General features: G+C 64.6%; 12 protein-coding genes and 1 pseudogene. 5 read left to right on the top strand and 8 right to left on the bottom strand.

Annotated features, from left to right (window positions below; genetic code table 11):
- Positions 1-348, top strand: a pseudogene (locus tag AC1DBQ_RS17130) (alpha/beta fold hydrolase); the annotation flags it as partial.
- Here the strand turns inward: AC1DBQ_RS17130 and AC1DBQ_RS17125 are convergent.
- The 8 genes from AC1DBQ_RS17125 to AC1DBQ_RS17090 all read right to left on the bottom strand — a co-directional run bounded on the left by AC1DBQ_RS17125 (position 345) and on the right by AC1DBQ_RS17090 (position 6,924).
- The gene (locus AC1DBQ_RS17125; protein ID WP_476929655.1) at positions 345-941 is read right to left on the bottom strand and encodes a TetR/AcrR family transcriptional regulator; all 597 of its coding nucleotides are present in this window, start codon (positions 939-941) and stop codon (positions 345-347) included. The pseudogene AC1DBQ_RS17130 and the gene AC1DBQ_RS17125 overlap by 4 nt on opposite strands.
- A gap of 73 nt (positions 942-1,014) precedes the next feature.
- Positions 1,015-1,638 (bottom strand): short chain dehydrogenase, encoded by a 624-nt coding sequence (locus AC1DBQ_RS17120; protein ID WP_476929654.1) that lies wholly within the window; start codon positions 1,636-1,638, stop codon positions 1,015-1,017.
- 77 nt (positions 1,639-1,715) lie between these two features.
- Complete coding sequence (locus AC1DBQ_RS17115) at positions 1,716-2,951, bottom strand: NAD(P)/FAD-dependent oxidoreductase (protein WP_476929653.1); 1,236 nt, start codon at positions 2,949-2,951, stop codon at positions 1,716-1,718.
- A 21-nt stretch (positions 2,952-2,972) separates the two neighbouring features.
- The gene (locus tag AC1DBQ_RS17110) at positions 2,973-3,629 is read right to left on the bottom strand and encodes an amino acid ABC transporter permease (protein WP_476929652.1); all 657 of its coding nucleotides are present in this window, start codon (positions 3,627-3,629) and stop codon (positions 2,973-2,975) included.
- Entirely contained in the window at positions 3,626-4,264 is a 639-nt protein-coding gene (locus AC1DBQ_RS17105; RefSeq protein WP_476929651.1) for an amino acid ABC transporter permease, read from the bottom strand. The genes AC1DBQ_RS17110 and AC1DBQ_RS17105 overlap by 4 nt, the downstream gene beginning before the upstream one ends.
- A gap of 3 nt (positions 4,265-4,267) precedes the next feature.
- Positions 4,268-5,041 carry an amino acid ABC transporter ATP-binding protein gene (locus AC1DBQ_RS17100; protein WP_476929650.1) on the bottom strand — a complete coding sequence of 258 codons (774 nt, stop codon included), beginning with the start codon at positions 5,039-5,041 and terminating at the stop codon, positions 4,268-4,270.
- Positions 5,041-6,027 (bottom strand): ornithine cyclodeaminase family protein, encoded by a 987-nt coding sequence (locus tag AC1DBQ_RS17095; protein WP_476929649.1) that lies wholly within the window; start codon positions 6,025-6,027, stop codon positions 5,041-5,043. The genes AC1DBQ_RS17100 and AC1DBQ_RS17095 overlap by 1 nt, the downstream gene beginning before the upstream one ends.
- 51 nt (positions 6,028-6,078) lie before the next feature.
- Entirely contained in the window at positions 6,079-6,924 is an 846-nt protein-coding gene (locus AC1DBQ_RS17090) for a substrate-binding periplasmic protein (protein ID WP_476929648.1), read from the bottom strand.
- Positions 6,925-7,171: 247 nt separating this feature from the next.
- Here AC1DBQ_RS17090 and AC1DBQ_RS17085 point away from each other — a divergent pair, with 247 nt between their 5' ends.
- The 4 genes from AC1DBQ_RS17085 (at position 7,172) to amaB (ending at position 12,279) form a co-directional block, all read left to right on the top strand.
- Entirely contained in the window at positions 7,172-7,837 is a 666-nt protein-coding gene (locus tag AC1DBQ_RS17085; protein ID WP_476929647.1) for a GntR family transcriptional regulator, read from the top strand.
- 192 nt (positions 7,838-8,029) lie between these two features.
- On the top strand, positions 8,030-9,220 hold the full coding sequence (locus AC1DBQ_RS17080) for an NAD(P)/FAD-dependent oxidoreductase (protein ID WP_476929646.1): 1,191 nt from the start codon (positions 8,030-8,032) through the stop codon (positions 9,218-9,220).
- 77 nt (positions 9,221-9,297) lie between these two features.
- The gene (gene hglS, locus AC1DBQ_RS17075) at positions 9,298-10,713 is read left to right on the top strand and encodes a 2-oxoadipate dioxygenase/decarboxylase (protein WP_476929645.1); all 1,416 of its coding nucleotides are present in this window, start codon (positions 9,298-9,300) and stop codon (positions 10,711-10,713) included.
- Between the two features lie 36 nt (positions 10,714-10,749).
- On the top strand, positions 10,750-12,279 hold the full coding sequence (amaB, locus tag AC1DBQ_RS17070; protein WP_476929644.1) for an L-piperidine-6-carboxylate dehydrogenase: 1,530 nt from the start codon (positions 10,750-10,752) through the stop codon (positions 12,277-12,279).
- The last annotated feature ends 40 nt before the right edge of the window (positions 12,280-12,319 follow it).

The raw sequence follows: 12,319 nt of genomic DNA, 5'->3' as shown, positions 1-12,319 counted from the left end.
GGTGACAGCTTCACGCCGGCCGAACGCGACCACATGCGCCAGATGACCAGCTGGAACTTCGGGAACCAGGCCGTCACGGACGAAACTCTCCGGGTGGGCGAGAACGCCGCGAAGCTCCAGGATGTCCGGTACCCCGACAACCTCCCGGTGCTCGGCTTCTTGTCCCGGGACACGATGCAACAGCAGCCGGACTGGTATGCCGCGCACGAACGCCAGCTGGCCAACGTCACGCACCACGAGCTGGTTGTCCTCGAGGGAGACCACTACCTGCACTGGACTCAGTCCAAAGCTATGGCGAAGACCATCACGGAGTTCCTGGGCCGAAGCGGCGTGAAGCAGGGCGTTTAGGGCGCCGGATCCGCCKGCGGGATCAGGAGGGCCCGGATGGTTGCAGGAAGGACCCCTGCCGCATCGTCTTCCGTGAGTCGCCCCGCGCGGATTTCCGCGGCTGCGMTGTGGAGGACGGCGTAAAAGCAGGCCGCCTGCCACGCGAGGGACTGATCGGCGCGGAAGGTTCCCTCACTCCTGCCTTTTTMAAGGACGGTCATCACCCGCGCGAGCGGCTTGTCATGGTGGGCTCTGATTTGCTCGGCCGAAAGGTACCGTTCGGCCGCCGCCAGGAGCGAGTTGAACTGGTAAAGGACCCGCCAGGATGACTGGACGAGGTCCCGGAGGCAATTCCACGTGTCCTGCTTGATATCTACTGCAGCGAGTTMGGCCTCGGCACGGTCCATTGTCCGGGCGAAGACGGCACCGACGAGTTCCTCCCGGTCCGCGAAGTGTCCATACAAGGTCACCCTGCCCACTCCTGCGACGCGCGCAATTTCAGACATGCTGGCCCCCGGATCATCGCTGAGGCAGGTCAGCGCCGCATCGATGATGGCGTCCTTGTTCCGGACAGCGTCCGCCCGCTTGGTCCGCTCTTTCTGCACCTCAGACACCCGGCCTACCCTCCCATCCGATTACTCAAACAATCATGTTCAGGTTACCAGCGGGGACCGACGCGCGTCCCTGCTACGACCAGGCCTTAATCGTCTGCCCCGTTTCGGAACCATAGACGCTGCGGACAAAGGCCGCGGCCGCCACGGCGCCGGGAACGGCAGCGAAACCGGGGAACACCGCCGTATAGGCATCAGCGGACTCCTCCAGCACTGTGGCGCTAACGGTATTCAACCGCAGGTGCGGCAGCTCCGCAGCGGCACTCTTAACAAAGGCGTCAAGGCCAATATTGGCGACGGCGCTGGGCGATCCGCCCGGGAACGCATAATTTCCCACGATCCCGCTGGTCAGGGTGATGGAACCGCCGGGCCGGACATGGCCGCGGGCCGCCAGGGTGATGCGGATCTGGCACAGCAGTTTGCCGTTGACGGTCGACGCGTAAGTATCCAGCGTCGCATCCGTTGCCGACGCCCACTTGGCTCCMCCGATGGTGCTGACCACCGCGTCCACCGTCCCCACCCTGTCAAAGAGTGCCGCGACGCTGGCATCGTCCCGGCAGTCGACGGGGTGTTCGGTCGATGACCGTGACGCGCTGATGATGTCCAACTGCCCTTCCCCGACCTTGTCGTGGTGCGCGGACAACGCCCGCACCACGTTTTGGCCGACGGTTCCGGTGGCGCCGATGACGAGAATTCGCATGAGTGTGCCCTTCGTTGTTGAGAATGTGCAACCGGAACCGCCGATTGACGGTCCTATCTGCGCATCTATCTGCGCATTTATCTCCGCAGCGGGTTGAACGGCGCTATCTGGTGCGGCACCGCACCCGTCACGATGTGCTCGGCCAGTAGCTTGCCTGTTGCCGGTCCCAAAACCATCCCCCACATGCCGTGTCCGCCGGCCGCATAAATTCTGTCCGAGGCCAGGCGGCCAACAACGGGCAGACCGTCGGGCGTGATCGGGCGGGAGCCCACCCACTCGTCGCGGCGAGACCGCCAGTCGATGCCCCGCAGCAGCGGACGAACGGCTCGCGCTACGGACTCCAACCGGGCAGAATTCAGAGGCTCGTCCGGATCAAGGAACTCCATGGTTCCCGCGATCCGCAGCGCCCCCTGATAGGGCGTGCAGACGACCCGCTGTTCCGGAAAGTACAGGGGTCCAGCCGGCAGGCACTCGCCGTCGACGGTGAACGAGTAGCCCCGGCCGGCCTGGACGCCGATTTTCAGCCCCCACCGAGTGGCCAGCCTGGGCAGCAAAGCGCCGGTGGCAAGGACGACGACGTCGGCCGTGAGCCGGTTGCCGTCGTCGGCCGTCACGGTTGCCGACGACKGCCCGGCATCAACGGAACACACGTCGGTGCCATCCATKATCTGGCCGCCGCAGGCTTTAAAGGCCCGGGCAAGGTCCCAGACGAAGTCACCCGGATCAAGATAGCTCTGTCCGGATATCTCCAGTCCGTGCGCCACGGCGTCGGAGAACACCGCCGGACGGTTCCCGTCGGCCAGGGTGCTGACACCGATGCTCTGGCCCATGGCGTGGAGATGTTCCAGTTCCGTCCGGAACGCCGCGGCGGCCCTCGCGCTGCTGAAACCTGCAACGTAGGGCGCCGCGATGACCGGTGAGGCAATGCCGTGCGCCTTGAGTTCGGCGAAGGACTCATCGACGGCCTTCGTGATGGGCTGGAGCGCTGTCATGGTCTGCCGCCAGGTCCGGGCGTTCATGTTKGCGGCGAATCGCAGGAGGAATTTCCACAGCTGCGGGTCGAAGCGCAGCGGCACGTGCAGCGGGGCGTCCGGATCGGTCAGGCTTTGCAGGGCGTGTTTCCAGGCGCCCGGCTCCGCCAGGGGCATGACGAGGCCCGGGGTCACCCAGCCGGCGTTGCCCCAGCTCGCTCCAGCGGCCGGCCCGGCTTTGTCGATGACGGTGACGGATAGCCCCCGTTGCTGCAGGTGCCAGGCCGTCGACAATCCAACGATGCCGGCGCCGACGACTATGGCTGATTGCGGTGTGTTCATCTGGTTGCTCGCTGTCATCGTCTACAGGTGCCGGCTCAGCATGCGTTCCGCAAAGACGGACAGCCATGTTGCGGGGATCGAGATGGCCGCGTAGAGCAGGCCGGCAATGATGAACACCGGCAGGTACTGGAACGTGGACKAGCCKATCGAGTACGCCTGGCTCATGAGTTCCGGCACGGCAACTGAATAGGCCAACGACGTCGCCTGAAACAGGAGTACTGCGAAGCCCATCAGCGAAGGAAGGGCAATGCGCAATCCCTGCGGGATGACCACGAACCTCAGACAGTCCCGGTAGCTCATGCCCAGCGCATGGGACCCCTCGACTTCACCCGGCGGCACCGACTGGATGCCGCCGCGGATCAGCTCGGCGCTGTAGGCCGCCGTCGTCCAGGTCAGGGCCAAGCATGCCGAGGCCATGGAGCTGAGGGTAATCTCGGCGTTCGGCAGGCCGTAGTACATGAGCTGCAGGAGGACCAGGGCCGGCGCGCCGCGGCCCACTTCGACGAAGAACACCGAGAGATAGCGGAACGTTTTGTTGCGGGCGGTCACACCGAAGGAGAAGACCAGCCCCAGAGGCAGTCCAAAGGCCAGGCTCAGGAGCKTCAGGGTGAGGCTGACTTTGAGTCCGTCAAAGAGTGTCGGCCCGTATYGGATTGCGACATCGACCAGGTTGTTCATCGGGCCACCGCCTTCCGCATCTTGATGTCAAGGTGCCTCGAGAGCAGTCCCAACGGAACGCTCAATAGTATGTAGACACMGGCARSCACGAAGAACACCATGATGCCTTCGCCGGACTGCCGGGCGTATTGGCTGGACATGAAGACGATCTCGGCCACGCCGATGGACGACGCAATGGAGGAATCCTTGAGCAGCCCGATGGCAAACGTCGTGTAGGCCGGAACGACGGCCCGCGCCGTTTGCGGGCCGATGATTAGGCTCCAGACCGTGGCCCGGTGAAAGCCCAGCGCCGAGMTGGCCTCCCACTGGCCCTTGGGAATTGACGAGATGGCGCCGCGGAAAATCTCCGCGAGATAGGCTGCTGCCACCACACCAAGGCCCAGGATGCCGGCCTGCAAGGCGGTGAGCCGGATGGCGCCGATGGAGACGCCGTAGTACAGGATGAAGAGCCACACCACGGGCGGGACTCCTCGCAGCAGGTCAACCAGCCCGCGCGACATCAGCMAGACGAGCCGGTTCCGGCTCCGCAGCCCGGCAACGATGGGCAGCGCGACAACCGTCCCGATCATCAGGGCCAGAACGGTCACKAGGACTGTGAGCGGCAAGCCGATGGCGATGGCCCGGAGCATCTCCATGGCTCAGCGCTCCAGCACGGCGCGGAGGAACCGGCGCGTGCGCTCGTGTTGGGGATCCTGCAGGATTTGTCCGGGCTCGCCCTTTTCGATGATTCCGCCGTCGGCCATCACKACGAGCTCGTCGGCAACGTTTCCCGCGAACGCCATCTCGTGGGTCACCACCACCATCGTCATGCCGCTGCACGCGAGCTCTTTCATGACCTCGAGCACTTCAACCCCCACTTCGGGATCCAGCGCCGAGGTCKGCTCGTCAAACAACATCACCCGCGGGCCAAGGGCCAACGCCCGGGCAATGGCGATGCGCTGCTGCTGGCCGCCGGAACACCGCGACGGATATTGGTCGGCCTTGTCGGCCAGGCCCATGCGCTTGAGCAACTCCATGGACTTCTCGTTGGCCTCGTCGCGGCTGCGTCCAAGAACCCGTTCCTGGGGCAAACTGATGTTCTTCAGGACCGTCATGTGCGGGAAGAGGTTGAAGTGCTGGAAAACCATGCCGGCGCTGCGGCGCAGGGCTGCCAGGTTTTTGGGGTTGGGCTTCCTGCMGGCGTTGATGCGGTGTCCATCAATCTCGATTTCGCCGCTGTCCGGCTGCTCCAACAGATTCATGCACCGCAGGACGGTGCTCTTCCCGGCGCCGCTGGGCCCGATCATGGCCGTGACCGATCCCTCCGGCACTGACAAGGAGACGTCACGAAGCACCACGTTCGAACCGTAGGCCTTGGCAAGATTCTTCACCTGGACCACGGGTGTCCCGGTCCGGATAGTGGGTTCAATCATCAGTTGTTCCATTTCTCATAGTCGTCCCGGGTGCAGGCTTCGTAGAGGGCGGTTGCGACCGCAAGGTCCTCCCACGGCATGCCGGTGGTCTTGAAGACGGCCGGACGGTCCGCGGCCACCTCCCGGCGTTTCAAAACAAGGTCGGCCAGGGTGATCAGGTGGGCGGGCCCGGCGATGGCACCTGATTCGATGGCCTGGATGACATCGCCGGCCTCCCGCGCTGCGGAATCCCTGGACTCCACGCACACCGTGGCCCTGGCCAGAAGCGCGTCATCGAGCTCGCGGTGCTCCCTGTCATGCGACCCGATGGCCACCACGACGGCGGATTCCTTCACCATGGCGCCGTCAAAGAGGGCAGTGGGCGACGCCGTCGCGCAAATGACGAGATCGGCCTCCCGCACGGCTTCCGGTCCGGCGACGGCGGCAGGCAGGCCGAGTCCTTCGGCATTTTTCACAAGCCGCTCCGCCGCCTCAACATTGCGGCCGACGATGTCAACGCTGTCCAGCTCAAAGAGTTCGGCAAATGCCACGATGTGGGCCCATGCCTGCGCCCCTGTGCCGAACACGACGAGACGCTTAGGTCCGGGGGAAGCCAGGAGCATGGCCCCCATCACCGAAACGGAGGACGTCCGCAGTTCGGTCAACGCGACGCCATMGAGCACGGCCAACGGCCGCTGGTCGTGGCCGCCGAACAGCGCGTAGAGTCCCTGGATCACCGGAGACGCGGACGCTGCGTTGCCCGGCGTGATGGTCAGGAGTTTGGTGCCGACGTACCGGCCGTAGCTCGCCKGCATCTGCATGAACGTCCCGCTGCCCGTTTCCACCCGGGTCCTTGGTGCGCTCGTTTCGGGATCGAACCCGGCGGCAAGGACCGATTCCATGGCGGCCACCGCCTCGCGCGCCGTCAGTGCCGAGGCTATCGTTGCGCCGTCGAGGAAGACGGGCGCCGACGGTTGAGGCCCGGTAGGGGTGGTCGGTGAATCCATGGAATCGGTTCCTTTTGCTCGCAATGCCGGAACGGTCTACGGGAGGCGTTCCTACTTCACCAGGCGGGGTTMACCGGTTTCGACAGCCGACTCGGGMAGGCCGTACGACTTCACGATCTCCGCGATTTTGCCGCTGGACTTCATGGCTGCGATGGAGGAATCCACGGCCTTGGTCATGTCGGTATTGTCCTTGCCGATCGGGAATCCGATCTGGGCAGGTTCCTTGGAGGCAATGACGCGGGCGTCGGCGCTGGCGCCGGCAACCTTGTATTTGGCATCGGACTTGTACATCTGGACGGCGGAGCCGAATCCGTCGATGCCGGCCTGGATGCGTCCGGCCTTGAGGTCTGCCTGCATCTCCACGGCGCTGGGGTAGATGGTCAGGTTGGCGCCCATGACCTTTTTCATGTCCGGCACCCACAGGTAGCCGTCGACGGTGCCMACCTTCATGCTCTCGAGCTCTTTAATGTCTTTGACCCCGGACTCGGAAATGATCCCCATCTCGTCGGTGTAGACCGGCGCCGACAGGCTGACGATGTCGGCCCGGACGGCGGTGCGGTAGTAGCAGCCGATGGCGACGTCGGCGCGCCCGCTTTGGACGGCCGGGATGGTCCCCGCGTACGACGTCGCCTCGACCTTGATGTCGAGGCAGTTCTTGGCGGCGAACTCCTTGATGATGTCGGCGTCGACGCCGGTGAGCTTGCCGTCCTTATCGGACGAGAACGGCGGGAACTCGGGCGCGGCAACGGTCAGGAAGCCGGCGGAAATGGTCTTGAAGGTTGATGCCGGCTGGCAGCCCTTGGCAACGGAGCTCTCGGGGGCGCCGCCGCAGGCGGACAGGGAGAGCGCCAGCAGGGCAATGGATGTGCCGCCCACCAGAATTTTGCGAGTGTTCATAATGATCCCCTTTGATCAGAGCTGAAGTTTGTGCGGTGTCCGACGGTTCGATGCACATCGGACCAATTGGTGATGTATGACACACTATCGATTGTCGATTACCAATCTCCATCCATTGCCCGCGGATGTCAAGCATTAAAAATCGCCGCAGAATATGTGGAAACACGTCTCAAATCCTMGTGACCTTTCCGGCGGCCTACATGTTTTGACTTAGTGTTAGCCGTGAGGACACCGTCTGAGGAGCGAAATGCAGGAACAGCGAATAGCCGTTGCGGGAATATCCGAGCTGGGTGAAGGCCGGGTCACGCTCAAAGACGAGGCCACCTCCATAGTCCGCCACGCCCTCATGTCCGGCGACATGCAGCCGGGCAAGATCTATTCAGCCAACGCCCTGGCCACCCAGCTGGGCGTCTCCAACAGCCCCGTACGCGAGGCCATGATGGCTCTGAGCGAAAAGGGTCTCCTTGAAGTGGTTCGGAACCGCGGCTTCCGGGTCGTGGAGATGACCCCGAAGGACCAAAAAGAGGTCTACGACCTCCGCCTGCTGATCGAGGTGACCGCAGTGGGCCGCGTTGCCGAACAAGGCGTCTCCCCCGCCGACGCCGAGCGGCTCACCGAACTGGCAGAGGCCACGTTCGCGACGGCCCAGCCCGACAAAATGGTCGACTACCTCGAACACGATCAGCAATTTCACTTGGCCATCGTTGAACTGCTGGGCAACACCCGAATGACGAAGATCATTGAAAACCTGCGGGACCAAAGCCGGATCAGCGGCTCCTACCACTTGGCCGAACGCGGGCTGCTCGCCACCAGCGCCGCCGAACACGGGCCCATCCTGGCCGCCCTGAAGGCCGGCGACCGGAAGCTCGTCGAGTCCCTTATGGTCCAGCACCTCAGCTACTCGCTACCCTAGGGGCATGCCGGCTGCGGACCTGCCGCGCACTGTCCGGCACCCCCTGCCRCCGCCGGCCGCCGGAAAATCCGGCTGAAAATTTTGCTTGACGTAGATCACATCGGGCTCCAAGATGGTTATATATAACCCATTACCGATAGTTGTTACCCACAGAGCGGTGGGTAGGCTTCTGCAACTGAGACAGGACGATCAATGTCAAACGTGGTCTCGCTCCAGCTTCCCGCCGGAATCCGGCAGCCTTCGCATGCAGCCGTCGTCATCATCGGTGGCGGCATCATGGGAACCAGCATCGCGTTCCACCTGGCCGAAGCCGGTGTACGCAACATAGTTCTCGTTGACCGGTCCGATCTGGGCGCAGGATCATCGTCCAAACCCCTTGGCGGCGTGCGGGCGACGTTCTCGGATCCGGCAAACATAGTCCTTGGCCAGCGCAGCCTGCGCGCGTTTGAGGATTTCGGGCAGCGCTTCTCTACTGACATCGGACTGCGCAAGGTAGGGTACCTGTTCCTGTGCCGCAGCGAATCCGAACTCCTGGACTGCGAGCGCAGCACCGTCATCCAAAACGGTCTTGGCAGCACCAGCCGGATGATTTCTCCCGCCGAGGCGGTGGACATCAATCCCTTCCTCCGCCAGGAAGCCCTCATCGGCGCGTCGTTCTCACCGGAGGATGGTTTTGCCGAACCGGGGAAAGTGGTCCAGGCGTACGCCGACGCGGCCGCCGCGCTGGGCGTGTGCGTCCTTGAGCACACCGAAGTCATGGATGTGGCCGCCTCAGGCGGAACCATCACGTCAGTGACGACCAACCGCGGCACCATCACCACCGATGCCGTCATCTGCTGTGCCGGCGCCTGGTCGCAGCGCGTRGGCGACATGGTCAACGTCAACCTGCCGGTTGTCCCGGTGCGGCGGCAGATCGGCATGACCCGCCAGATGAGCTCGCCTATGCCCACCGTGCCGTTCACACTGGATCTGTCMACCACAATGTACTTCCACAACTACCGCAATGGCATGCTCCTGGGGATTTCCAACTCGAACCAGGAGCCCGGCTTCGCCCGTGACTTCACSCATGAATGGCTCCCCGAGTTCAATGCAGCGGCCCGCGTGTGCGCCCCCGCGCTGGAGGCCCCGGATCTGGAGTGCGGCTGGGCCGGTCTGTATGAGAACACCCCGGATCACAATGCGCTGATCGGAGCGTCCAGCTCAGTTGGCGGCTTCTACTACGCCACGGGCTTCTCCGGCCACGGCTTCCTGCAAGGCCCTGCCGTCGGCKAACTCGTCAGGGACCTCTACCTGGACCGKGAATCCTTCATGGACCACACCTCGTTTTCCGCCGATCGTTTCCGCACGGCCGACCAGCTCATCCAGGAAGTGCACATCATCTAGCGCGGAACGCCCCGCCGATTTGGCGCTCAAGCCGCATCCCCCGCTCCATCAGCAATGATCGTGAAAGGAACCACGCCATGACCGCCCTTGAAACCTGGGAACTTCGAGCCGAGTTCGCGCGGCGGCTCTCCGCCATGTACGGGAGGGAAGTCCCCGCCTACAACACGCTCGTGGAAGTTTCCACCGAGGTGAACGAAGCGTACGCCGCCAAACACGGCGCCGAAGCCGAGCGGCTGGGCAGCATCGCACGGGTGACGGCGGAGCGCCACGGCGCCATCCGCGTCGGCTCCCCGAAGGAAATGGCCCAGGTTGCCCGCATTTTTGCGGCCTTCGGCATGTACCCGGTCGGCTTCTACGACCTTCGCGATGCGTCCTCCAGCTCCGTTCCTGTGGTCTCGACCGCCTTCCGCCCGATCGACGGCGCCGAGCTGGCCAAGAATCCGTTCCGTGTCTTCACCTCCATGCTGGCGGCCGAGGATCCGCGGTTCTTTGACCAAGAGCTGCGCGCCGAGCTGGCCGCATTMATCGGCGCCCGGCAGCTGTTCGGTGAGGAACTGCTCACCCTGGCAGACAAGGCCGCCGCGGACGGCGGTCTCGCCGCGGACGACGCCGACCGGCTGCTGGAGCTGGCCACCGCGGCCTTTGAACTCTCCGGCGACCCCGTCGACTATGAGTGGTACAAGAAGCTGGAGGCGGTCTCCGCCGTCGCTTCCGACATCGGGGGCGTTTCCACCACGCACATCAACCACCTCACGCCCAGAGTGCTGGACATCGATGAGCTGTACAAGCGCATGGAGGCCCGCGGCATCAGCATGATCGATKAGATCCAGGGCCCGCCGCACTGGGATGGGCCGGACCTGCTCCTGCGCCAGACGTCCTTCCGGGCGCTTGGTGAAAACCGGGTGTTCCGGTACGCAGACGGGTCCACCAGCGAAGGTGAACTGCGTGTGCGCTTCGGCGAGGTCGAGGCCCGCGGGATGGCACTKACGGTGGCCGGCCGCGACCTCTACGACCGGATGGTCGCCGAGTCCGATGCCCGGCTGGCCGTGGCCCCGGCCKGCACGACACGCGTCGAGGTCGCCGCCGGGGTTTGGGCGGAGAACCTGCCCCGCACCGAGAAGGAACTCGCCCTGCAGGGACTGGCCTTCTTCACCTACCGCCTCGACGAGGACGCCCTGGGCAGTACCTCCCTCCGAAGTGCCTCCCTGGCCGGCACCGCTTCCCTGGCCGATCTTGTTGAAGCCGGAATCGCCGTCCCGGAACCGATCGTCTACGAAGACTTCCTCCCCCGCTCGGCGGCCGGGATCTTCCAGTCAAACCTGACCGAGGAGGGTTCCAAGGACGAAGCCCAGCTGGGAACCAGCTACGACATCCACCGGATGTCMGAGATCGTCGGCTCCGCGGTCYACGACCCCAACGATCTGTACCAGCGGCAGCAGGACGCATCGATCGCGGCGCTGGGCMGCCGCCTCAACATCACCATCACCCACTAATCAGCCCGCCACACCAAGCAACCTCAGGAGATCACGATGACCGAAACTCTCACCCAAACGTCCGAACTTGCAGCGATCGTCCGCGACGCTCTGGAAGCCTGCGGCGTCAATGTTGACGCCCTCGGCGGCCCGCACGAGGCGTCCTCTCCGCTCACCGGCGAAGTCCTGATGACCCTGCCGGTCAACACACCGGCGGACATTKAGGCGATGATCGGCCAGGCGCACGAGGCGTTCAAGACGTGGCGTGATGTGCCCGCGCCGCTCCGCGGCAATCTGGTCAAGCGCTGGGGCGAGCTGCTGACCGAGCACAAGGAGGACCTGGCCAGGATCGTGACKGCCGAGGCCGGCAAGATCCAGTCCGAGGCTCTCGGCGAAGTCCAGGAAATGATCGATATCTGCGACTTTGCGGTCGGCCTGTCCCGTCAGCTCTATGGCAAGACGATGCCCTCGGAGCGCCCCGGACACCGCCTCATGGAGACGTGGCACCCTCTGGGCGTCGTCGGCGTCATCTCCGCCTTCAACTTCCCGGTCGCCGTCTACTCCTGGAATACGGCGCTGGCCCTGGTCTGCGGCGACACCATCGTGTGGAAGCCCTCAGGGATGACGATGCTCAKCGCACTGRCCGCCGATGCCCTGTTGGCCCGCGCCGTCGCGGACGTTGGCGCCCCGACAGACCTKCACAAGCTGGTCCTGGCGGACCGGTCCGGCGGCCAGGTGATCGTCGATGATCCGCGCGTTGCCCTGCTCTCCGCCACCGGTTCGGTCCGGATGGGCCAGGAAATCGCCCCCCGCGTGGCCCGCCGCTTCGGCCGCGCACTGCTCGAGCTCGGCGGAAACAACGCGGCGATCGTTGCGCCGTMGGCCGATCTGGATCTGGCCCTGCGCGGCATCGTCTTCGCCGCAGTCGGAACCGCCGGCCAGCGCTRCACGTCCATGCGCCGCCTGATCGTGCACGAATCGATCGTMGACGAACTGACCGACAAGCTTGTCAATGCCTACGCCACGCTGCGCATCGGCACCCCCCTGGACGAGGAGAACCTGATCGGGCCGCTGATCAACAAGTCCAGCTTCGATGGCATGCAGGCCGCCATAAAGGCGGCCCAGGAACAGGGCGGCACGGTGCTGTGCGGCGGCGGCCGCGTGAACGCCGACGATGAGCCCGGCGCCTACTACGTGGAGCCGGCGATCGTACGGATGCCGGCCCAGACCGCCGTCGTCAAGGACGAGACCTTTGCGCCCCTGCTGTACGTGATGACGTACACGGACTTCGATGACGCCATCGCCATCCAGAACGACGTTCCCCAGGGTCTGTCCTCGGCCGTGTTCACCAACGACCAGGCCGAGGCCGAACGCTTCATGTCGGCCAGCGGTTCGGACTGCGGCATCGCCAACGTCAACATCGGCACCTCGGGGGCCGAAATCGGCGGCGCCTTCGGCGGAGAGAAGGAAACCGGCGGCGGCCGCGAGTCCGGCTCCGACTCGTGGAAGGTCTACATGCGCCAGGCCACGAACACCGTCAATTACTCGGGACAGCTGCCGCTCGCCCAGGGCGTGAAGTTCCTCTAGGCACCCCGGCGGAGACGGTGCCGGCCGGTCCGGCCGGCAC

This window comes from Arthrobacter sp. 10T413_2 (assembly GCF_056394205.1).
This window is presented reverse-complemented; position numbering and strand designations above follow the sequence as displayed.